Source organism: Enterobacter kobei, from assembly GCF_001729765.1.
Taxonomy (GTDB): domain Bacteria; phylum Pseudomonadota; class Gammaproteobacteria; order Enterobacterales; family Enterobacteriaceae; genus Enterobacter; species Enterobacter kobei.
The window spans coordinates 4,217,485-4,239,395 of the sequence record NZ_CP017181.1; the positions used below are offsets into that span (position 1 = coordinate 4,217,485).

Genomic DNA, 21,911 nt, shown 5'->3' on the forward strand with positions numbered 1-21,911 from the left:
TTAGACCGGATACATGGGTAACAGTTATAACTGGCATAGAAGAGGAGACTCGCTATGCCCTGGACTGAGACCCGACCTATGCAACGCCTTGATTTTATCCGTGCCTGCCATGCAGGTACGGACTCCTTCTCCGCGCTTTGCCGTCTTTTTGGCATCAGCCGTAAAACCGGCTATAAATGGCTTCAGCGTTTTGACCCTTCTGACCTGTCATCTCTCTCGGACCGGTCGCGTGCGCCACGCTCCCACTCCCGGACGGTTCCTGATGATATCGCCGGACACCTGACTGCCCTGCGTCAAAAACACCCTGACTGGGGGCCAAAAAAACTGCGGATGTGGTTGCTCAATCATCACGTCGATTTTACCGTACCTGCCGCCAGCACTATCGGCGATATCCTCAAGCGCGAAGGCCTGGTTCCGGATAAAAAACGAAAACGCAGAACACCAGGCAATCGCCAGCCCCTGACCATCATCAGTGAGAACAATCAGGTCTGGAGCGCTGATTTTAAAGGCAAGTTCAGGCTGCTCAGCAGAGAGTACTGCCATCCTTTCACCCTGACCGATAATCACAGCCGGTATCTGCTCAGCTGCCGGGGAACACACCGTGAGAGTGAACCCTTTGTCAGAGAGTGCCTGACGGATGCGTTCCTGGAATATGGTCTGCCGGAAGTGCTTAGAACCGATAACGGCCAGCCCTTCGCGGGAACAGGAATAGCCGGATTAAGTCGTCTTGCCGTCTGGCTAATCAAGCTGGGCATCAGGCCGGAGCGTATCAGAAAGGGGCATCCGGAAGAAAATGGCCGCCATGAGCGAATGCACCGCTCCCTGAAAAGTGCGGTGAAACAGGGCAACACCTTCATGACGATGGAAGAACAACAGCGGTGGTTCAGTGACTACCGGAAAGAATTTAACTACGAAAGGCCGCATGAAGCACTGGCGGGAGCAACGCCCGGAACGGTATGGCAACCCTCAAACCGACACTGGGATGGCCGTGTTCCTGAATATGCTTATCCGGAAGGAGGTACAGTCTACAGGGTGAAATCGAGGGGGACCCTCTATATGGGAAAAAAGGGTACGGTGTTCCTGAGTGAAGCACTGACTGGGGAGTACATCATGCTGGAAGAACAAGCTGATGGCCTTGAGGCCATCATCTTTAATGGGATAACGCTTGCGTACTACGACCGAAAAACCCAGAGTGTGCTCCGGATAGACTAAAAGTGTTACCTATGTTCCCGGTCTGATCTGTCACCTATGTATCCGGTCATACACTGCGCTTACCGGGCCTACAAAACCGTAGGCCTGTGCAAGCGCAGCGCCGCCAGGCAAAACAACCTTAACGACGACGCCCCAGCTTCACCGCCTTCAGCACCACAAACTTGTTGTTCGTCGCGATGGTGACGCAGTTGCCGAAAATTTTCTTCAGCTTGTGGAAGTAGTCCAGGTGGCGGTTCGCCACGATATACAGCTCGCCGTTGATTTTCAGACAGCGGCGCGCATGGTGGAACATCTCCCAGGCGACGTTATCCGTCAGAGCATGCTTCTGATGGAACGGCGGGTTACAGAACACGGCGTTGAAGCGGAACGGCTCCACGCCGGAGAGCGCGTTGTTGATCATAAACTCGCAGCGATCCAGCGCCTCTGGCAGGTTAGTTTCCACGTTCAGACGGCTGGAGGCCACCGCCATTGGCGATTCGTCGCTAAACACCACGCTGGCGTCCGGGTTTTTCGCCAGCAGCGTCAGGCCAATCACACCATTCCCGCAGCCCAGGTCGACGATCTCCCCTTCCAGATTTTCCGGCAGATGTTCCATAAAGAAGCGTGCGCCGATATCGAGGCCGGTACGGGAGAAGACGTTCGCATGGTTGTGGATGGTCCAGTCGGTGCCTTCCAGCTTCCAGCTCAGCGTCTCTGGCGCGTCGGCCAGCTCCGGTGCGCTAAACGTACAGTTGATCAGGCGCGCTTTTTTCCAGGCAAGCGTAGTGGTGGTTGGACCGAGGACTTTCTCGAACAGCTCCAGCGTCGACGTGTGGATATCGCGTGCCTTGGCACCCGCGATAATACGGGTTTCTGGCGTGACGACTTTTCGCAGCGCGCGCAGCTGTTGCTCCAGCAGCGCCATGGTTTTTGGCACTTTGATCAGCACTACACCCGGCGCCTGCGGGTACTCCGCGGTGCTGTCGAGGAACTTCACGCTGGATTCGTCGATTTCGTTATGGCGCAGGTTTTCACGCGTCGCCAGCTCGCTTAAGTAAGAATCGCCGATGCTGTAAGGTTTGTGCTCCGCCAGCGCGCAGCCCAGCGCGCCGAATGCATCATTCAGGATCAGAACCGGCCCGAGGATTTCGGTATCATCCAACTGCTGCAGCAGATACTCATCCGCCGCTTCCCACGCCTGAAGCGGGTTAACGTCGTCCGTTTCCGGGAAACGTTTAAGGTTGAGTGAACGGAAACCGTTGTCTAAGTGGCTCATCGGCCCTCCTGAATGGTAAAATTTGGCGTATCCCTGAAAAGGGTGCGTGAGTATACCCGTTTTATTGTCGATTTGGGGCGTTGATGAACCAACTTACTTATCTCCAGGGCTACCCGGAGCATTTACTTTCTCAGGTTCGCAGCCTGATTGCCGAGCAGAAGCTGGGCGCGGTGCTGGAAAAACGCTACCCCGGTACGCACGATTTCACGACCGATAAAGCCCTCTGGCAGTATACGCAGGATCTGAAAAGCCGGTATCTGAAGAGCGCGCCGCCGATCAACAAGGTGATGTACGACAACAAAATCCACGTTCTGAAAAACGCGCTCGGCCTGCACACCGCTATCTCCCGCGTGCAGGGCGGCAAGCTGAAAGCCAAAGCCGAGATCCGCGTGGCGACGGTTTTCCGTAACGCACCGGAAGCCTTTCTGCGGATGATCGTGGTCCATGAGCTGGCGCACCTGAAAGAGAAAGAGCACGACAAAGCGTTCTATTCCCTGTGCTGCCACATGGAGCCGCAGTACCACCAGCTGGAGTTTGATACCCGGCTGTGGCTGACGCATTTATCGTTAAAGAGTAATGCGCAGTAACGCACGCGAATTGTCATGATGACGTGCTACAGTGGTTAAAGGTTCCCCGCTACGGAGTACGTAAACGTTTATGATACGTTTCGCAGTCATTGGAACGAACTGGATCACGCGCCAGTTCGTCGACGCCGCCCACGAAACCGGCAAACTTAAACTCACCGCAGTCTATTCCCGCAGCCTTGAGCAGGCGCAGAGTTTTGCGAATGATTACCTCGTCGAGCATCTCTTCACCTCTCTCGACGAGATGGCGCAAAGCGACGCCATAGACGCGGTGTATATCGCCAGCCCGAATTCCCTGCACTTCCCCCAAACGAAGCTGTTTCTCAGCCATAAAAAGCATGTGATTTGCGAGAAGCCGCTGGCGTCGAATATCCAGGAAGTGGAAGCCGCCATCGCGCTTGCCCGTGAAAACCAGGTGGTGCTGTTCGAAGCGTTCAAAACGGCCAGCCTGCCGAATTTCCTGCTATTGCAGCAGTCGCTGCCGAAAATAGGCAAAGTGCGTAAAGCCTTCATCAACTACTGCCAGTACTCGTCGCGCTATCAGCGTTATCTGGACGGCGAGAACCCCAATACCTTTAACCCGGCCTTCTCTAACGGCTCGATTATGGATATCGGTTTTTACTGCCTGGCCTCTGCAATCGCGCTGTGGGGCGAGCCGCACGGCGTCACGGCCACGGCCAGCCTGCTGGAAAGCGGTGTGGATGCGCACGGCGTCGTGGTGCTGGATTACGGCGATTTCAGCGTCACGCTGCAGCACTCTAAAGTCAGTGATTCTGTGCTGCCGAGCGAAATTCAGGGCGAAGCCGGGTCGCTGGTGATTGAGAAGATTTCCGAGTGTCAGAAAGTGAGCTTTGTGCCGCGCGGCGGTAAAGCGCAGGAGCTGACGCAGCCTCAGCATATTAACACTATGCTCTATGAGGCAGAGGTCTTCGCCCGTCTCGTGGAAGACAACGAAGTGAATCACCCGGGCCTCGCGGTGAGCCGCACCACGGCGAAGCTGCAAACGGAGATCCGCCGTCAGACCGGCGTGGTGTTCCCTGCAGACGGCGTGGGCGCAGAAGCTATCGCGTAAAGCTGTGTAATGAAAAGGCGCAGACCATTGACGAAACCGATGGTCTGACATATTTTGTTACCTGCAAAGGGGAGTAACTTCTTCGCCGGTGGATCGTCATTACGATGCGTGCAAAATCGCATCCGGTCGCCGGGCAACCTTCGTGGTTGTAAGTGAGACCTTGCCGGAAGGCGAGGTCTATGCATAAAAAGCTAACGGCTATCGTCTTCTGACCATAGCCGTTTTTGTTTTTTATGTGTAAGGAAAATAGTATGCATTCTGTCGGCACTCCAATGTTGTGGGGCGGATTCGCGGTTGTCGTGCTCATCATGCTGGCGATCGACCTCTTTTTGCAGGGGCGTCGCGGTGAGCACGGCATGTCCATAAAGCAAGCCGCCGTCTGGTCCCTGGTATGGGTCACCCTCTCTCTGCTCTTCTGTGCTGCCTTCTGGTGGTATCTGGCCTCAACCGAAGGCCGCGCGGTGGCCGATCCTCAGGCGCTCGCCTTCCTCACCGGCTATTTGATTGAAAAAGCCCTCGCGGTCGATAACGTCTTCGTCTGGCTGATGCTGTTCAGTTACTTTGCCGTGCCTGCGGCGCTGCAGCGCCGTGTGCTGGTCTATGGCGTGCTGGGCGCGATTATCCTGCGTACGATCATGATCTTCGCCGGTAGCTGGCTGATTACCCAGTTCGAATGGCTGCTGTACGTCTTCGGCGCGTTCCTGCTGTTCACCGGGGTCAAAATGGCGCTGGCGAAAGAAGACGGCTCCGCGATTGGCGATCGCCCTCTGGTGAAGTGGTTCCGCAGCCACCTGCGCATGACGGATAAGATCGAGAGCGAGCACTTCTTCGTGCGCAAGAACGGTCTGCTGTTTGCCACCCCGCTGCTGCTGGTGCTGATTCTGGTTGAGCTGAGCGACGTGATTTTCGCCGTAGACAGCATTCCGGCCATCTTTGCAGTGACGACTGATCCGTTCATCGTCCTGACCTCTAACCTGTTCGCGATCCTTGGCCTGCGCGCCATGTACTTCCTGCTGGCAGGTGCCGCAGAGCGCTTCTCGATGCTGAAGTATGGCCTGTCGGTGATCCTCGTGTTCATCGGTATCAAGATGCTGATCGTCGATTTCTACCATATCCCGATCGCTATCTCGCTCGGCGTGGTGTTCGGCATTCTGATCGTGACGCTGATTATCAATACCTGGGTTAACCGCCAGCACGATAAGAAGCAGCAGGTTTAGTGCGTTTTGCCGGGTAAGCTCAGCGCCACCCGGCACTTCCGTTAACCAATAGTTAAAAAACATGACGCAACACGTAAAATCCAGCATTTTACTCTTCCGCCTTGCCCTGCTTTCCCTGATACTCAACCAGGCAAACAAATACTTACATCCGGACATAAATGTGACTTAGAGCACATACAGGATGGAACGCAATTTCACTCAGGAATAACGTATGAGCACACAATCAAGCGGTCTGTTCGCGCGCCTGGCGCAGGGCAGCCTCGTTAAACAAATTCTCGTCGGGTTGGTACTGGGCATTCTGCTGGCAATGGTGTCAAAACCCGCTGCAGAAGCCACCGGGCTTCTCGGCACCCTCTTTGTTGGCGCCCTGAAGGCCGTCGCACCGGTTCTGGTTCTGATGCTGGTCATGGCCTCCATTGCCAACCACCAGCACGGACAAAAAACCAACATTCGCCCTATTCTGTTCCTGTATCTTCTGGGAACCTTCTCCGCTGCCTTAACGGCCGTGGTATTTAGCTTCCTGTTCCCGTCTACGCTGCACCTGACCAGCGCGGCCGGTGACATCACACCGCCGTCCGGCATTGTGGAAGTGCTGCGCGGTCTGCTGATGAGCATGGTATCCAACCCCATCACTGCGCTGATGAACGCGAACTACATCGGCATCCTGGTCTGGGCGATTGGTCTGGGCTTCGCGCTGCGTCACGGCAACGAGACCACGAAAAATCTGGTCAACGATTTATCGAATGCCGTCACCTTTATGGTGAAACTGGTGATTCGTTTTGCGCCAATCGGTATTTTTGGGCTGGTCTCCTCCACTCTGGCCACCACCGGTTTCGACGCGCTGTGGGGCTACGCGCAGCTGCTGGTTGTTCTGGTCGGCTGTATGCTGCTGGTGGCGCTGGTGATCAACCCGCTGCTGGTGTTCTGGCAGATCCGCCGCAACCCGTATCCACTGGTGCTAACCTGCCTGCGTGAGAGCGGGGTGTATGCCTTCTTCACCCGCAGCTCTGCGGCAAATATCCCGGTTAACATGGCGCTGGCGGAGAAGCTGAATCTGGACCGCGATACCTATTCCGTGTCGATCCCGCTGGGTGCGACCGTGAACATGGCGGGCGCGGCAATCACCATCACCGTGCTGACCCTGGCAGCGGTACATACCTTAGGTGTTCCGGTCGATCTACCAACGGCGCTGCTGCTGAGCGTGGTGGCTTCTCTGTGTGCCTGTGGCGCGTCCGGCGTGGCGGGTGGCTCGCTGCTGCTGATCCCACTGGCATGTAACATGTTCGGTATCCCAAACGAGATCGCCATGCAGGTTGTGGCCGTCGGCTTTATCATCGGCGTATTGCAGGACTCCTGCGAAACGGCGCTGAACTCCTCAACCGATGTGCTGTTCACCGCAGCGGCCTGTCAGGCGGAAGACGCGCGTTTAGCGAAGAACGCTCTGCGAGGTTAACAGCAAAGCGGCAACCTCTGGTTGCCGCTTTTAATGTTTTCACCCTCTCCCCGTGGGAGAGGGCCGGGGTGAGGGCACCAGCCCGCACTCAACCTAAAGCGTCACACCACTCTTAAAGATCGCCAGCTCGCGAAAATCGTTCTTCTCATTGCAGGTCTGTCTGCCGCTGGCAAACGCCACGATGGCGTCCACGAACTCCGTCAGCAGCTGCGGCATCGCTTTGCCGTGAATCAGCTGGCCTGCGTCGAAATCAATCCAGTGCTTTTTCTTCGCCGCCAGCTCGCTGTTGGTCGCGATTTTGACCGTCGGCACAAAGCCACCATACGGCGTGCCGCGACCGGTACTGAACAGCACCATGTGGCAGCCAGCCCCCGCCAGCGCGCTGGTGGCGACCGCATCGTTACCCGGTGCGCTCAGCAGGTTCAGACCGTGGGTTTTCAGGCGCTCGCCGTAACGCAGGACGTCCACGACCTGGCTCGCCCCCGCTTTCTGGGTACAGCCGAGGGATTTCTCTTCAAGCGTCGTGATCCCGCCCGCTTTGTTACCCGGCGACGGGTTCTCATAAATCGGCTGATTATGGGCGATGAAGTACTGTTTGAAGTCGTTCACCATGGTGACGGTCTTCTCAAACGTCTCTTCGTCGCGGCAGTGGCTCATCAGAATGCGCTCTGCGCCGAACATTTCCGGCACCTCGGTCAGCACCGTTGTGCCGCCGTTAGCGATCACGTAATCCGAGAAGCGGCCCAGCATCGGGTTCGCCGTGATGCCGGACAGGCCATCGGACCCGCCGCACTCCAGACCAAACTTCAGCTCGCTTAGCTTGCCCGGCTGGCGTTTATCGTGACGCATCACCTCGTACAGCTGGTGCAGATGTTCCACGCCCGCCTCCACTTCGTCATCCTGGTGCTGACACACCATAAAATGAACGCGCGCCGGGTCAAATTCGCCCAGCGTGTCGCGGAAGGCATCGACCTGGTTGTTTTCACAGCCGAGGCCAATCACCAGCACCGCTCCCGCGTTAGGGTGGCGCACCATGTTTTGCAGCATGGTGCGGGTGTTGATATGGTCGTCGCCGAGCTGCGAACAGCCGTAGGTATGGCTGAAGAGATGTACGCCGTCGGTACCCTCGGCATCGTGTGTCTCTTTCAGAAAACGCGTCTGGATCTGGCGTGCGATGCCGTTCACGCAGCCGACGGTTGGAAGGATCCACAGCTCGTTGCGGATCCCCACCTCACCGTTCGCACGACGGTAGATCTGCACGTCCCGATCCGCCGCCTGCTCTTCTTCCGACTGAAAATCAGGTTGATAGCTGTACTCGTCAAGATCGCTCAGATTTGTGCGGGTGTTGTGGGAATGAATATATTCACCCGGCGCAATATCCGCCAGTGCATGACCGATGGGCAAGCCGTACTTCACCACGTTCTCCCCTTTCGCAATGGGGATCAGGGCAAACTTGTGTCCACGCCCAACGGCCTGGCGTAACGTCACCGACTGGTTGTTGAAGGTCACTTCCGTCCCTTCGGTTAAATCTGCCAGCGCGACGGCAACGTTATCCAGCGAATGGATTTTGATGTATTGCATATCAACCTCAGACGGCCTTAGTTCAGTTCAATGGCGAAGTAGTCACGCGCATTGTTAAAGCAGATGTTTTTCACCATGTCGCCCAGCAGCTGGATATCGGCTGGCGCTTCGCCTGCGTGAACCCAACGGCCAATCATCTGGCACAAAATGCGGCGGAAATATTCATGGCGCGTATAGGACAGGAAGCTGCGGCTGTCAGTCAGCATGCCGACAAAGCGGCTCAGCAGGCCAAGCTGTGCCAGCTGCGTCATCTGACGCTCCATGCCATCTTTCTGGTCGTTGAACCACCAGCCGGAACCGAACTGCATCTTGCCCGGCATCCCTTCGCCCTGGAAGTTGCCAATCATGGTGCCCAGCACTTCGTTATCGCGCGGGTTCAGGCAGTACAGGATGGTTTTGGGCAGCAGGTTTTGCTCGTTCTGTTTGCTCAGCAGTTTAGATAACTCTTCCGCCAGCGGGCGATCGTTGATGGAGTCGAAGCCCACGTCAGCACCGAGCAGTTTGAACTGACGCTGGTTGTTGTTGCGCAGCGCGCCGATGTGGTACTGCTGTACCCAGCCGCGACGGGCGTATTCCGCACCGAGGAACACCAGCACCGCCGTTTTAAACTGCGCCACGTCGTGCTCGTTAAGCGTTTCACCCGAGAGACGACGCGCCAGAATGCTGTCCAGCTCGGCTTCGCTGGCGTCCGCAAACAGCACCACGTCCAGCGCATGGTCAGAGACTTTACAGCCATGTGCCGCAAAGTGATCCAGACGTTTGGTCAGCGCGGTTTGCAGATCGGCGAAACGGCGGATATCGGTATCGGACACCTCGGCCAGCTTCGCCATGTAATCGTTGAAGGTGGCCTGTTCGATGTTGAAAGCTTTGTCCGGGCGCCAGCTTGGCAACACTTTAATATCGAAAGAGGTATCTTTCGCCACGACAGCGTGATGTTCCAGGGAGTCAATGGGATCGTCGGTGGTACCCACCATCTTCACGTTCATCTGCTTCATGATACCGCGTGCGGAGAAGTTATCCTGCGCCAGCAGTTCGTTGCACTGGTCCCAGATTTCATCCGCAGTGGCAGGTGAAAGCAGTTTTCCGGTGATGCCAAACGGACGGCGCAGTTCCAGATGGGTCCAGTGAAAGAGCGGGTTGCCGATCGTGTGTGGAACGGTCGCGGCCCAGGCGTCAAACTTCTCGCGGTCGCTGGCGTCGCCGGTACACAGGCGCTCAGCCACACCGTTGGTGCGCATCGCACGCCATTTATAGTGGTCACCCTTCAGCCAGATGTCATACAGGTTTTTGAAACGGTAATTTTCGGCAACCTGCTGCGGCGGCAAGTGGCAGTGGTAGTCGAAAATCGGCTGGTCTTTGGCATAGTCATGGTACAGACGGCGAGCAAATTCGGTATCTAGCAGAAAATCGTCGGTCATAAACGGCGTCATTATCGTCATCCTCATTACGGGAGCGTCAGAAAGCGTATGTTCATATGCTGCAAAGTTATCACACCAATTTCCATCGGCAGACGTTTTTTTCGTGAGTAAGATCAATAAACGCCAACAAATACCCCCCCCTGAATGACGTAAACTCTTCTCCACCCCGCGCCAGTACTGGCTTCATCCGCAAAGCAGAATGCCCACACAAATAATCATACATTTGTGATGTCACTCACCTTTTAAAGTTGTATGACAAGTTATCTTTTCGCCGTCGCAAACCATAAGCCGACGGAATGCATTGCCGGTGTGAAACATCGGATTTAACGGTACGGATACCGACTGAAAGACGCTTACTGATGGCAAAGTTCGGGCCGTTCCGGAAACACCTTCCGGCTACGCCCCTCCCGTTACACAGCAGCTCCCGGAAACGGTTGAGAGGTTGCCGTGCTCTGGCACGGAAATAACATAACGATGAGGTTTTAGATGCGTAAAATTAAAGGGTTACGTTGGTATATGATCGCACTGGTGACGCTGGGCACCGTGCTGGGCTACCTGACGCGTAACACCATAGCGGCGGCGGCGCCTACGCTAATGGAAGAGCTGCACATTTCAACCCAGCAATATTCCTACATCATTGCGGCCTACTCCGCGGCTTATACCATTATGCAGCCGGTTGCTGGCTATGTTCTGGATATTTTAGGCACCAAAATCGGCTATGCCTTCTTCGCCGTCACCTGGGCCATTTTCTGTGGCGCAACGGCGCTGGCAGGCAGCTGGGGCGGGCTCGCGCTGGCGCGTGGTGCAGTAGGTGCCGCCGAAGCGGCAATGATCCCGGCAGGGCTGAAAGCCAGCTCCGAATGGTTCCCGGCGAAAGAGCGTTCTATTGCTGTCGGATACTTCAACGTGGGGTCGTCGATTGGCGCGATGATTGCACCGCCGCTGGTGGTGTGGGCTATCGTGATGCACAGCTGGCAGCTGGCGTTCATTATCTCAGGCGTGCTGAGCTTCGCATGGGCAATGGCGTGGCTGATTTTCTACAAGCATCCGCGCGACCAGAAAAAACTCTCCGAAGAAGAACGCGAATACATTATTGGCGGTCAGGAAGCGCAGCATCAGGTCAACAACGGCAAGAAACTGTCCGTCTGGCAGATCCTGGGCACCCGTCAGTTCTGGGGTATTGCCCTGCCGCGCTTCCTCGCTGAGCCTGCCTGGGGGACGTTCAACGCGTGGATCCCGCTGTTCATGTTTAAGGTCTACGGCTTTAACCTGAAAGAGATCGCGATGTTCGCCTGGATGCCGATGCTGTTCGCCGATCTGGGCTGTATCGTGGGTGGCTACCTGCCTCCGCTGTTCCAGCGCTGGTTTGGTGTGAACCTGATTGTCTCCCGTAAAATGGTCGTGACCATGGGCGCGCTGCTGATGATTGGACCGGGGATGATTGGCCTGTTCACCAGCCCTTACGTGGCTATCGCGCTGCTGTGCGTTGGCGGTTTTGCTCACCAGTCACTTTCCGGCGCGCTGATTACACTCTCGTCTGACGTCTTCGGCCGTAATGAAGTCGCCACCGCTAACGGCCTGACCGGGATGGCGGCATGGACTGCAAGTACGCTGTTTGCGCTGGTAGTGGGTGCCCTGGCAGACACCATCGGCTTTAGCCCGCTGTTCGCCGTGCTGGCCGTCTTCGACCTGATGGGTGCGGTAGTGATCTGGACGGTACTGAAAAACAAATCCGCCGAGGAGCTGCAGAAAGAGACGCTCGGGAAACCGGCCACGCAGAGTTAGCATCGCTGTGCCGGGTGGCGGCTTCGCCTTACCCGGCCTACAAAACCCGTAGGCCCGTGCAAGCGAAGCGCCGCCGGGCATTAAAGGCCGCTCCGTAGCGGCTTTTTTCATGTCAAAATCTGGAGAGTGGCACGCAGAAGTGGTATAACAAATCATCTGCCGTACCCTGCCTGGAGCGCATATGGACATCACCGAACCACGTCGTTTATATCAACAACTTGCTGCGGAGCTGAAAGATCGCATCGAGCAAGGCGTCTATCTTGTCGGTGATAAACTTCCCGCCGAGCGTTTCATTGCCGATGAAAAAAGCGTGAGCCGTACCGTCGTGCGTGAAGCCATTATCATGCTGGAAGTGGAAGGCTATGTTGAGGTCCGCAAAGGCTCCGGTATTCATGTGATTTCCAATCAGCCTAAACACTCTCCGGTAACGGATGAAAGTCTGGAATTCGCCAGCTATGGTCCGTTTGAGCTGCTCCAGGCTCGCCAGTTAATCGAAAGCAATATTGCCGAATTTGCCGCGACGCAGGTGACCAAGCAGGACATCATGAAGTTAATGGAAATCCAGGAGAACGCCCGCAAAGAAAAATGTTTCCGGGATTCTGAGTGGGACCTGCAGTTTCACGTCCAGGTTGCGCTGGCAACCCAGAATACGGCGCTGGCGGCAATCGTTGAGAAAATGTGGACTCAGCGCGTTCACAACCCTTACTGGAAAAAACTGCACGATCATATCGATTCCCGCACCGTCGACAACTGGTGTGACGATCATGATCAAATCCTTAAGGCGCTGATTCGTAAAGATCCTCACGCGGCAAAACTGGCGATGTGGCAACATCTGGAAAACACCAAGCAGATGCTGTTCAATGAAACCAGCGACGACTTCGAATTTAACGCGGACCGCTATCTTTTTGCTGATAATCCAGTGGTTCATCTTGATACGGCACCCAGTGCCGCAAAATAGATGACCTTTCTGCTGGCAGGCGCTTCGCTGCGCCTTCCGGCTTAAGTGGGTAAGCAAAACATATATAGTGTCAGCCTTTGTAAATCCCCTCGCTCACTTCCAGGGCTTACGCCAAAATCACCTCACCCTGCAAATTCTGTGACGCAGAACGTTGGGCTTTGTTACAATTGGATTCACTTCGTTATTTTGTAAGTTAGTGCTTGCTAACCAGCCAATTAACAGGGAACAGTGTTGGCCACACCGCAATGTGTCCGCGAGCGACCATAATGAAATCACAACAATGTCGCCGTACTGTTTGTCCCGGCTAACAGGCGTGACGTTAACCGATTTCCAGGAACACTGAATGGAACTTTTGACTCAACTACTGCAAGCCCTCTGGGCGCAGGATTTTGAAACGCTGGCCAACCCTTCCATGATTGGCATGCTCTATTTTGTCTTATTTATGATCCTGTTCCTGGAGAATGGTTTGCTGCCTGCGGCCTTCTTACCGGGTGACAGTTTGCTGGTGCTTGTCGGTGTGCTGTGTGCCAAAGGGGCAATGGCATTCCCGCAAACCGTTTTATTACTGACCATCGCGGCCAGCCTCGGCTGCTGGGTAAGTTATATCCAGGGAAGGTGGCTGGGCAATACCCGGATCGTACAGAACTGGCTTTCTCATCTGCCGGCGCATTACCACCAGCGGGCGCATCACCTTTTCCATAAGCACGGGCTTTCCGCACTGCTGATGGGCCGCTTTATTGCCTTTGTGCGCACCCTGCTGCCCACCATTGCCGGGCTGTCCGGGTTGAGCAGCACGCGCTTCCAGTTCTTTAACTGGATGAGCGGCCTGCTGTGGGTGCTGATCCTGACGACGCTGGGCTATGCGCTGGGTAAAACGCCGGTCTTCATGAAATATGAAGATCAGCTGATGTCTTGTCTGATGCTGCTTCCAGTGGTTCTGCTGGTCTTCGGCCTGATTGGCTCGCTGGTCGTTCTGTGGAAGAAAAAGTACGGAGCGCGAGGTTAACGATGGTTATCTCTCCCCTCGCCCTGCGCCGTTCTGCCTGTGCATTCATTGTACTGATGTTCCTCTGCGCCCTTCTGCTGGCCTGGAGCGCGCTTTCACATGAGGAATCTACGCTGGCCATTCGTCCGGTTAATCAGGGCGCCAGCGTGCCCGACGGTTTCTCTGTCTGGCATCATCTGGACGCGAACGGGATCCGCTTTAAAAGCATTACGCCGAAAGACGATGTGCTACTGATCAAGTTTGACTCCCGCACGCAAAGCGCCGCGGCGAAAGCGGTTCTTGACCGTACGCTGCCGCGTGGGTATATCATTGCCCAGCAGGAAGATGACAACCAGCCAGCGGCGTGGCTGTCATTGATTCGCGATACGTCGCATCGGTTTGGATAATTACCAGGATTCCGAATCTTTTCACTCACTTTGGTGAATCCCCCGTTTACTTACTATGCTTAAGTACGCGGAGCACCCCTCGAATGTACTCCGCATCATTCTGGAAAGCGGCTTACGCCGCAACACAATGGAAGGTTTCGATAATGAAATTCCGCATGACTCTGGCTCTGGCCCTTTTTTCTTTAAGCACAGCGACCTTCGCCAACTCTCTCTGTCAGGAGAAAGAACAGGATATTCAGCGTGAGATCGGTTATGCCGAAAAGCATAACAATCAGCACCGTGTTGATGGTCTTAAAAAAGCGCTGAGCGAAGTGAAAGCAAACTGTACAGACAGCAAGCTACGTGCCGATCATCAGAAAAAAATCGCTGAACAGAAGGACGAGATAGCCGAGCGCCGTCAAGACCTGCAGGAAGCGAAAGAGAAAGGGGATGCGGAAAAAATTGCTAAGCGCGAGAAGAAGTTGAAAGAAGCGCAGGACGACCTGAAAGCGCTGGAAGCTCGCGATTATTGAGTTAACGGAAATCTCAACAGGAGAGAATCATGTCAAAAGATACGACGTCTGAACATCTGCGCGCTGAACTGAAATCCCTGGCCGATACCCTTGAAGAGGTGTTGAACTCTTCCGCCGACAAGTCGAAAGAAGAAGTGAGCAAGCTGCGTAGCAAAGCGGAGCAGGCGCTGAAAGAGAGCCGCTACCGCCTGGGTGAAACCGGTGATGCACTGGCAAAACAGACCCGTGAAGCGGCGGCTCGCGCGGACGAATATGTGCGCGATAATCCATGGACGGGGGTAGGTATTGGTGCCGCCGTCGGTGTGGTACTGGGTGTTCTTCTGACGCGTCGTTGATATGGAAGATCCTCGTCACGCACAAGGGCCTGCTAACAACGTCCTCGGCATCGGCCAGCGTATTTTAACCACGCTGGTCGGGATTGCCGAAACGCGCGTCCGGCTGGCAGTGGTCGAGCTGGAAGAGGAGAAAGCAAATCTCTTCCAGATGCTGCTGATGCTCGGCCTGACCATGCTCTTCGCCGCGTTTGGTCTGATGAGCCTGATGGTGTTAATCATCTGGGCCATTGATCCGCAGTATCGACTCAACGCGATGATTGCCACCACCGTCGTTTTGCTGGTCGCCGCGTTGATTGGCGGCATCTGGACGCTGCGCAAAGCACGCAAGTCGACTTTCCTGCGCCATACGCGTCAGGAGCTGGCTAACGATCGCGCCCTGCTGGAGGATGACAAGCCGTGAGCGACAAAGCCGAACGTCAGAAGCGCAAAGCCTACCTGTTGAGTCAGATCCAGCAGCAACGGCTGGATCTTTCTGCCAGCCGTCGCGACTGGATTGACGCGACGCGGCGGTTTGACCGTGGCTGGAATACCTTTCTGAGCCTGCGTTCATGGGCGCTGGTCGGCAGTAGCGTAATGGCTATCTGGACGGTTCGTCATCCAAATATGCTCATCCGCTGGGCACGCCGCGGTTTTGGTGCCTGGAGCGCCTGGCGTTTGGTGAAAGCGACGTTGCGTCAGCAGCAGCTGAGGTAGCCTTCTCGCCGGGTGGCGGCTTCGAGGTAAAAGCAAAACGGTAACTCAGGTTACCGTTTTTGTTTTTGCGCCCTCTCCCCGTGGGAGAGGGTTGGGGTGAGGGCACCAGCGCGCACCTGTTTTTACTCAATATCTTTGAAGAAGATTGACAGTTTTCCTTGCTAACAATTGTCACCCGCCCCGTTTATTATCCTCTCCATCGACAGCAAATCCGCGGTATCTACCCGGAATTGCACACAAATAAAGTTCAGCCGCTGATGTGGTTTCCTGGAGAGTAAAATGAAAAAATTAGAAGATGTTGGTGTACTGGTAGCGCGTATTCTGATGCCAATCCTGTTTATCGTAGCGGGTTGGGGAAAAATCACCGGTTATGCGGGTACCCAGCAGTACATGGAAGCCATGGGCGTGCCGGGGTTCCTGCTGCCTCTGACCATTCTGCTTGAGTTCGGCGGCGGCCTGGCGGTTCTGTTCGGTTTCCTGACCCGTACTACCGCGCTGTTTACCGCGGGCTTCACCGTGCTGACAGCGTTCATCTTCCACAGCAACTTTGCGGAAGGCGTGAACTCTCTGATGTTCATGAAAAACCTGACCATCGCGGGTGGCTTCCTGCTGCTGGCAGTCACTGGCCCGGGCGCATACAGCATCGACCGCCTTCTGAATAAGAAGTGGTAAGCACGCTATACTGAATAAACACAAAGCGAGGAGACATCTCCTCGCTTTTGCTATCTGACGGAGGAGAAAAAATGGGACAACTCGTAGACGGCGTCTGGCAGGATGTCTGGTATGACACAAAATCCACCGGAGGACGCTTTAAGCGCTCTGTTTCGGCCTTCCGTAACTGGCTGACCGCCGATGGCGCACCTGGCCCGAGCGGTGAAGGCGGCTTCGCGGCCGAGAAAGATCGTTATCATCTTTATGTTTCTCTGGCCTGCCCGTGGGCACACCGCACGCTGATTGTGCGCAAACTTAAAGGCCTTGAATCCCTCATTCCGGTTTCGGTGGTCAACCCGCTGATGCTGGAAAACGGCTGGACGTTTGACAGTGATTTCCCCGCCGCGACCGGCGACGATCTTTACCACCACGATTTCCTCTACCAGCTTTATTTGCGCGCCGATCCGCACTACACCGGACGCGTTACTGTCCCGGTACTGTGGGACAAGAAAAACCAGACGATTGTCAGCAACGAATCTGCGGAAATCATCCGCATGTTCAATACCGCGTTTGATGCACACGGCGCCCGCGCCGGGGACTACTACCCGGTTGAGCTGCGCGATAAAATTGACGAGCTGAACAGCTGGATCTACGACAACGTCAACAACGGTGTCTATAAAGCCGGGTTTGCGACCAGCCAGGAAGCCTATGACGACGCGGTCGGGAAAGTGTTTGAATCGCTGGAGCGTCTGGAGCAGATCCTCGGCCAGCATCGCTATCTGACAGGCGACCGCCTGACGGAAGCCGATATTCGTCTGTGGACCACGCTGGTGCGCTTTGATCCGGTCTATGTCACTCACTTTAAGTGCGACAAGCATCGTATCAGTGACTATCTGAACCTGTATGGTTTCCTGCGCGACATCTACCAGATGCCGGGCATTGCCGAAACGGTCGACTTCGACCATATCCGCACCCACTATTTCCGCAGCCACAAGACCATTAATCCGACGGGCATTATCTCCATCGGCCCGTGGCAGGATCTGGATGAGCCGCACGGTCGCGACGTGCGTTTTGGATAAATATCAAGGGCATCACCAGATGCCCTTTTTTAATTCACAATCTCCATCTATCCTTATCTCGATCGCTTAAAAAACAAGTGATTGACCGATTATTGAGGCAAGGAAAAATGGACTGGTATTTAAACGTACTGCGCAACTATATTGGATTTGGTGGCCGCGCCCGCCGCAAAGAGTACTGGATGTTCATTCTGGTGAACTTCATCTTCGCGCTGGTGCTAAGCATCGTGGATAAAATTCTGGGCTGGGAGTGGGCGAGCGGGGAAGGCGTTCTCACCTCAATTTACGGCTTATTTATTCTGTTGCCTTCCTGGGCCGTGCAGTTTCGACGCCTCCACGATACCGATCGTTCGGCGTGGTGGCTGTTGCTGCTGCTGATCCCGATCGTGGGATGGATTGTGATTTTGATCTTCAACTGCCAGTCCGGTACGCCGGGCGAAAACCGCTTTGGTCCGGATCCTAAGATCGCTGCGTAAATTATTGCCCGGTGGCGCTTACGCTTACCGGGCCTGCACGCTTATTTGTTGTGGTGCGCAAAGAGTTTGGGTATTTCGCGCAGGCACCACGATTTGGCTTCGCCCATGCTGTCGCGACGCCAGGCCATAATAATGTCCACTTCGCTGGTGTACTCCGGGCTCACAACGCGCAGACGCCCTTCCGCAATATCTTTTTCCACAAACGGATACGGCATGGTTGCCACGCCAAGCCCGGCCAGCAGCGCCTGTCGTTTGTCTTCCAGTGAAGTGACCGTCAGACGAGGCTGTTTATCCAGCAGCTGCACCGTCAGCACCGGACGTTCACGCGCGGTATCAGCGACCGCCACGCCGCGATACTTCACGCGCGTCACTTCAGAGAGCGGCTCTGGCTCCTGGTGAATCGGGTGATTGGGTGCGGCAACGTAAACGTTCATCACGCTGTAGAGCTTGCGCGAGTTGATTTCCGACGACGAGCGGAAGTGCATATCCGGCGCAATAACGATATCCGCCCTGCCCGTCTCCAGGCGCTCCCACGCGCCTGCCAGCACTTCGGTAATGATCGACAGCTGCGTGTTCGCTTTATCAGCCAGACGGTCAACCAGCGGGAACAGCGCTTCAGTAGGCACCAGCGCTTCGGTCACTAACGTCAGATGGGTTTCCCAACCGCGCGCCAGCGCTTCGGCATCGGTCGTTAACTTATCCGCCGCTTCCAGCAACACGCGACCGCGCTCCAGCAGCATTCGGCCCACGTTGGTGAATTTTGTTCGATGACCGGAGCGGTCAAACAGCACCACGTCCAGCTCCTCTTCCAGCTTCTGCATGGTGTAACTCAGCGCCGACGGAACGCGCCCCAGTTCATCAGCGGCTGCCGCAAAACTGCCGCGCCGGTCAATCGCGTCCATGACGCGAAGCGCCTCAAGCGTCAATGCTCTCTCTTTAGCCATCTCGTTCTCATTCAGGAAATTTGAACATACCGGGCAGAATATCTGGCTAACAATGCAGCGTCCATACCTTTACCATTGTTTTAGTGTAAAGAGAGGTCAAGTTTATGATTACGACAAGAACAGCTAAACAGTGCGGACAAGCCGATTTCGGCTGGCTGCAGGCCCGCTACACCTTTTCTTTTGGACACTACTTTGACCCTAAACTCCTCGGTTACGCTTCATTACGCGTGTTGAATCAGGAAGTGCTCGCCCCTGGCGCGTCCTTCCAGCCGCGTACGTACCCGAAAGTCGATATCCTGAACCTGATCCTGGAAGGCGAGGCAGAATACCGCGATAGCGAGGGCAATCATGTCCAGGCAAAGGCTGGCGAAGCGTTGTTAATTTCGACGCAGCCGGGCATCAGTTACAGCGAGCATAACCTCAGCAAAGATAAAACGCTGACCCGTATGCAGTTGTGGCTGGACGCCTGCCCTGAGCGGGAAAACCCGCTGGTACAAAAGGTAGATTTAACGGGCGATAAGCAGCAGCTGATTGCGTCGCCTGATGGCAGCAAAGGCAGCCTGCAGCTGCGTCAGCAGGTATGGCTGCATCATATCGAACTGAAGAAAGGTGAGCAGGCGAGCTTCCAGCTTCATGGACCGCGTGCGTATTTACAGTCCATCCACGGTACGGTGCATGCCGTAACGCATACGGAAGAGAAAGAGGCACTCACCTGTGGTGACGGGGCGTTTATTCGTGATGAAGCGAATATTACCCTGGAGGCCGATACGGCATTGCGGGCGCTACTGATTGATTTACCGGTGTAATTAACCTTACCCCTCTCCCAAACGGGAGAGGGGTATTCTTTACACCTTACTCGCCATAATCTCGATAATCTGCCGATCCGTTGCCTGCATCGAGCGGCACGCCAGTGCGCACAGGTTGGAAATAGACTGTTCCACATCGTGCGCCACAATCCCCTCATTGCCCGTTACGGCAGAATCGTCCAGCGCCATCATGACTGCTTTCCAGGCACTGTTGACGCTGGTGGAGACTTTCATCGCGCAGCTATTGGAGGCGCCATCACAGATCATCCCACTGACATCCCCGATCATACTGCCGATTGCCATCGCAACCGTCTTGTAGCTTCCGTCCATCAGCCACGCCATACCTGCCGCTGCGCCCATTGCCGCCGTCGTTGCTGCACACAATGCGGACAAGCGCGGAAGCTGGTAGTGGATATAAATGGCCGACAGATGTGAAAGCATCAGCGCCCGCGCCAGCCGCTCGTCGTCAGCCTGAACGTGTTCAGCCACAACAACAACCGGCATAGTCGCGGTGATCCCCTGGTTTCCTGACCCGGAATTACTCATCGCTGGCAGTGTCGCACCGCCCATGCGGGCATCCGAGGCCGCGCTAGTGCGGATAACAATATCTGAACCCAGATCCTGTGCCATCCATCCGCGGGTGCGCTGTTTATCGAGCGTCGCACCAATGTGCAACCCCCATTGCCCGCTGAGCCCTTCGCGTGAGAGCGCATCGTTCAAACGCCCGGCATCAAGGATAAACCGGATCGCATCGAACGGGACCTGCTCGACAAACTCCAGGATCTGCGAAAGCGTCGTGGTTGACAGCACCGCCAGGGGGTCACTCCCTGCCTCTGCCTGTTGATCGTCCAGCCTGAAGCGCGTTTCGCCCTGACACACCACTTCCACCACACGGGTATGCCCGCCCGCGATAGTCACCATCGCCGAGGCATCACCGGCGTATACACAGGCTCGTGAATAGAGAATCTCTTCGCACGGTTCCTGAAGTTTCACCTGCACCTGACCGGCATTCAGCAGCGCTTTAGCCCGTACCAGCGCATCCGCGCTGGCATCTTTCAGTACCTCCAGCCCCGCCTGCGCATTACCACCGATGGCGCCCAGCGCCGCCGCAATCGGCAACCCGACCATGCCGGTACCCGGCACCGTTACGCCCAGCCCGTTCTTCATCAGGTTCGGCGATACCCACGCCTCAATCTGTGTTACGTCGCCTGACAGGTGCTCTGCGGCAATTGCACAAGCCAGCGCCAGAGAAACGGGTTCGGTGCACCCCAGTGCAGGTTTAACTTCTTCCTGCACCACGCGAATAAATTGATTCCATAAAGGATGAGTTTGCTCAGACATCGTTACGACCTTAATTACCCTCAGGAGAATGCGAGGAAAGGAGAAACACAAAGCAGCAGCCCGGTGATAACAATAATCACCAGCGACACGCCTTTATATTTATGCAGTGCTGGCACTTTATAGACCAGCCATGCAGGGATCAGGCAGCCCACCATGCCGAAGATAGGGCTACAAATGGAGGTGAAGCTCAATACCGGCGCGTTTAAGACAATCGCGCTCCAGGCCAGCAGAATGGCGAATAACATGATGCCGCGCTGGACGGTGCTTTCATTGATTTTCTCTGTTGGCATTTTGCGGCGCAGGACGTTCATCACGATCCCCTGCGTGGCCTCACGAAAGCCCAGATAGACGCCGAAGAATGCCGTCATCACGGCAAAGATATTGAGAATTACGCTGACGATTTTGACCCAGCCCGCACCGTCGCCGCTGATAAATTGCGCCGCGATCGCCAGGGCAGAGATATTCTGCTCGTAGGCTTTGACCGCTTCGTCGTGTCCCATTGCCAGGGTGAAAGAGACAGCGTAAAAGAAGACCGTCACAAACAGTACGCCAAAAGCGATATTCATTGCCCGCAATGCTTTGTGTCGCGCCACTTCAACGGACTTTTCCCGTGAGCGGTACGAGATAACCATCGGGCTTAAAGTCTGAATAAACAGAATGGAGGTTAAGGTAAAGGGCAACGTAATAATGGCGTTTTTAATCAGCAGACCCACCGGTGGCAGCATGCCCACATTGGCTAAATGCCAGAGGCCAATCATCGACAGCCCCAGCGCGGCAACCACGAATAGTTTGGTCAGCACCATCAGGCTGGAGACCTTAAACAGCAGCTTTTCACCGCGTGAAGAAATGGCGACCAGAATGCAGATCAGGAATAAACCGTAGAACGGATTGTCAGACAGCAACCCGTCGGTCACACCGAAAGTATGCAAATACGATGCGCTGTCGTTGGTGATGGCAGTGGAATAAACAAACATCCAGATCACCAGCATCACGAAATAGAGCGCACCTAATAGGATGCCCCAGTTTTTACCTAAGGAAGGTGCGAATAAGCAGGTCATTTCTTCCCAAGCTGACTCGCTGATTAAAATTTCGCGGATCTGGGCCGATTTTTTTCCCGCAAACACATCGAATCAGCCTATTTAGGCTATTT

At 55.4% G+C, this 21,911-nt stretch carries 22 protein-coding genes and 1 pseudogene; 17 read left to right on the forward strand and 6 right to left on the reverse strand.

The annotated features are described in order from the left end of the window. Positions 1 to 54 precede the first annotated feature (54 nt). Positions 55 to 1,212 carry a DDE-type integrase/transposase/recombinase gene (locus tag BFV64_RS20415; RefSeq protein WP_069601972.1) on the forward strand — a complete coding sequence of 386 codons (1,158 nt, stop codon included), beginning with the start codon at positions 55 to 57 and terminating at the stop codon, positions 1,210 to 1,212. Between the two features lie 118 nt (positions 1,213 to 1,330). Here BFV64_RS20415 and rlmG read toward each other — a convergent pair whose 3' ends face one another. Then, on the reverse strand, positions 1,331 to 2,467 hold the full coding sequence (rlmG, locus tag BFV64_RS20420; RefSeq protein ID WP_014885317.1) for a 23S rRNA (guanine(1835)-N(2))-methyltransferase RlmG: 1,137 nt from the start codon (positions 2,465 to 2,467) through the stop codon (positions 1,331 to 1,333). An 83-nt stretch (positions 2,468 to 2,550) separates the two neighbouring features. Between rlmG and BFV64_RS20425 the strand changes: the two genes are divergently transcribed. From BFV64_RS20425 to sstT, 4 genes are all read left to right on the forward strand, one after another. Further along, positions 2,551 to 3,054 (forward strand): YgjP-like metallopeptidase domain-containing protein, encoded by a 504-nt coding sequence (locus tag BFV64_RS20425; protein ID WP_014885318.1) that lies wholly within the window; start codon positions 2,551 to 2,553, stop codon positions 3,052 to 3,054. 70 nt (positions 3,055 to 3,124) lie between these two features. Beyond that, positions 3,125 to 4,123: a Gfo/Idh/MocA family protein gene (locus BFV64_RS20430; protein ID WP_014885319.1), complete on the forward strand. Its 999-nt coding sequence runs from the start codon at positions 3,125 to 3,127 to the stop codon at positions 4,121 to 4,123. A gap of 251 nt (positions 4,124 to 4,374) precedes the next feature. Continuing rightward, positions 4,375 to 5,340, forward strand: a complete 966-nt coding sequence (locus BFV64_RS20435; RefSeq protein ID WP_069602406.1) for a TerC family protein — start codon at positions 4,375 to 4,377, stop codon at positions 5,338 to 5,340. A gap of 211 nt (positions 5,341 to 5,551) precedes the next feature. Then, positions 5,552 to 6,793 (forward strand): serine/threonine transporter SstT, encoded by a 1,242-nt coding sequence (gene sstT, locus BFV64_RS20440; RefSeq protein ID WP_023331360.1) that lies wholly within the window; start codon positions 5,552 to 5,554, stop codon positions 6,791 to 6,793. Between the two features lie 93 nt (positions 6,794 to 6,886). On the opposite strand, the gene BFV64_RS20445 is transcribed toward sstT, so the two are convergent. Continuing rightward, the gene (locus BFV64_RS20445; RefSeq protein WP_023337835.1) at positions 6,887 to 8,374 is read right to left on the reverse strand and encodes a UxaA family hydrolase; all 1,488 of its coding nucleotides are present in this window, start codon (positions 8,372 to 8,374) and stop codon (positions 6,887 to 6,889) included. A 17-nt stretch (positions 8,375 to 8,391) separates the two neighbouring features. Continuing rightward, positions 8,392 to 9,804, reverse strand: a complete 1,413-nt coding sequence (gene uxaC / locus BFV64_RS20450; RefSeq protein WP_014885323.1) for a glucuronate isomerase — start codon at positions 9,802 to 9,804, stop codon at positions 8,392 to 8,394. A gap of 474 nt (positions 9,805 to 10,278) precedes the next feature. Here uxaC and BFV64_RS20455 point away from each other — a divergent pair, with 474 nt between their 5' ends. The 11 genes from BFV64_RS20455 to BFV64_RS20505 all read left to right on the forward strand — a co-directional run bounded on the left by BFV64_RS20455 (position 10,279) and on the right by BFV64_RS20505 (position 17,670). Further along, the gene (locus BFV64_RS20455; RefSeq protein ID WP_023331362.1) at positions 10,279 to 11,577 is read left to right on the forward strand and encodes an MFS transporter; all 1,299 of its coding nucleotides are present in this window, start codon (positions 10,279 to 10,281) and stop codon (positions 11,575 to 11,577) included. Positions 11,578 to 11,758: 181 nt separating this feature from the next. Then, positions 11,759 to 12,535 carry a transcriptional regulator ExuR gene (gene exuR, locus BFV64_RS20460; protein ID WP_014885325.1) on the forward strand — a complete coding sequence of 259 codons (777 nt, stop codon included), beginning with the start codon at positions 11,759 to 11,761 and terminating at the stop codon, positions 12,533 to 12,535. A gap of 343 nt (positions 12,536 to 12,878) precedes the next feature. After that, a complete protein-coding gene (gene yqjA / locus BFV64_RS20465; RefSeq protein WP_014885326.1) occupies positions 12,879 to 13,541 on the forward strand; it encodes a DedA family general envelope maintenance protein YqjA in 663 nt (220 codons plus the stop codon). 2 nt (positions 13,542 to 13,543) lie between these two features. Then, positions 13,544 to 13,927, forward strand: a complete 384-nt coding sequence (gene mzrA, locus BFV64_RS20470; protein ID WP_014885327.1) for an EnvZ/OmpR regulon moderator MzrA — start codon at positions 13,544 to 13,546, stop codon at positions 13,925 to 13,927. Positions 13,928 to 14,070: 143 nt separating this feature from the next. Continuing rightward, the gene (locus BFV64_RS20475; RefSeq protein WP_014885328.1) at positions 14,071 to 14,439 is read left to right on the forward strand and encodes a DUF1090 domain-containing protein; all 369 of its coding nucleotides are present in this window, start codon (positions 14,071 to 14,073) and stop codon (positions 14,437 to 14,439) included. A gap of 29 nt (positions 14,440 to 14,468) precedes the next feature. Further along, a complete protein-coding gene (locus tag BFV64_RS20480; RefSeq protein WP_008503141.1) occupies positions 14,469 to 14,774 on the forward strand; it encodes an ElaB/YgaM/YqjD family protein in 306 nt (101 codons plus the stop codon). Between the two features lies 1 nt (position 14,775). After that, positions 14,776 to 15,174: a phage holin family protein gene (locus BFV64_RS20485; protein WP_014885329.1), complete on the forward strand. Its 399-nt coding sequence runs from the start codon at positions 14,776 to 14,778 to the stop codon at positions 15,172 to 15,174. Next, positions 15,171 to 15,467 (forward strand): YqjK-like family protein, encoded by a 297-nt coding sequence (locus tag BFV64_RS20490; RefSeq protein ID WP_014885330.1) that lies wholly within the window; start codon positions 15,171 to 15,173, stop codon positions 15,465 to 15,467. Before BFV64_RS20485 ends, BFV64_RS20490 begins: the two co-directional genes overlap by 4 nt. A 279-nt stretch (positions 15,468 to 15,746) precedes the next feature. After that, a complete protein-coding gene (locus BFV64_RS20495; protein WP_014885331.1) occupies positions 15,747 to 16,139 on the forward strand; it encodes a DoxX family protein in 393 nt (130 codons plus the stop codon). A 71-nt stretch (positions 16,140 to 16,210) separates the two neighbouring features. Next, positions 16,211 to 17,197 (forward strand): glutathione S-transferase family protein, encoded by a 987-nt coding sequence (locus tag BFV64_RS20500; protein WP_014885332.1) that lies wholly within the window; start codon positions 16,211 to 16,213, stop codon positions 17,195 to 17,197. 107 nt (positions 17,198 to 17,304) lie between these two features. Beyond that, positions 17,305 to 17,670 carry a DUF805 domain-containing protein gene (locus BFV64_RS20505; protein WP_014885333.1) on the forward strand — a complete coding sequence of 122 codons (366 nt, stop codon included), beginning with the start codon at positions 17,305 to 17,307 and terminating at the stop codon, positions 17,668 to 17,670. A 41-nt stretch (positions 17,671 to 17,711) separates the two neighbouring features. Here the strand turns inward: BFV64_RS20505 and BFV64_RS20510 are convergent, their stop codons facing one another. Next, on the reverse strand, positions 17,712 to 18,614 hold the full coding sequence (locus tag BFV64_RS20510; protein WP_014885334.1) for a LysR family transcriptional regulator: 903 nt from the start codon (positions 18,612 to 18,614) through the stop codon (positions 17,712 to 17,714). Positions 18,615 to 18,718: 104 nt separating this feature from the next. On the opposite strand from BFV64_RS20510, the gene BFV64_RS20515 reads away from it, so the two are divergent. Beyond that, complete coding sequence (locus BFV64_RS20515) at positions 18,719 to 19,420, forward strand: pirin family protein (RefSeq protein ID WP_014885335.1); 702 nt, start codon at positions 18,719 to 18,721, stop codon at positions 19,418 to 19,420. A 39-nt stretch (positions 19,421 to 19,459) separates the two neighbouring features. Here BFV64_RS20515 and BFV64_RS20520 read toward each other — a convergent pair whose 3' ends face one another. Both BFV64_RS20520 and BFV64_RS20525 read right to left on the reverse strand, forming a co-directional pair. Then, the gene (locus BFV64_RS20520; RefSeq protein ID WP_014885336.1) at positions 19,460 to 20,761 is read right to left on the reverse strand and encodes an L-cysteine desulfidase family protein; all 1,302 of its coding nucleotides are present in this window, start codon (positions 20,759 to 20,761) and stop codon (positions 19,460 to 19,462) included. A 20-nt stretch (positions 20,762 to 20,781) separates the two neighbouring features. After that, positions 20,782 to 21,795 (reverse strand): annotated as a pseudogene (locus BFV64_RS20525) (SLC5/6 family protein); the annotation flags it as partial. Positions 21,796 to 21,911: the final 116 nt, after the last annotated feature.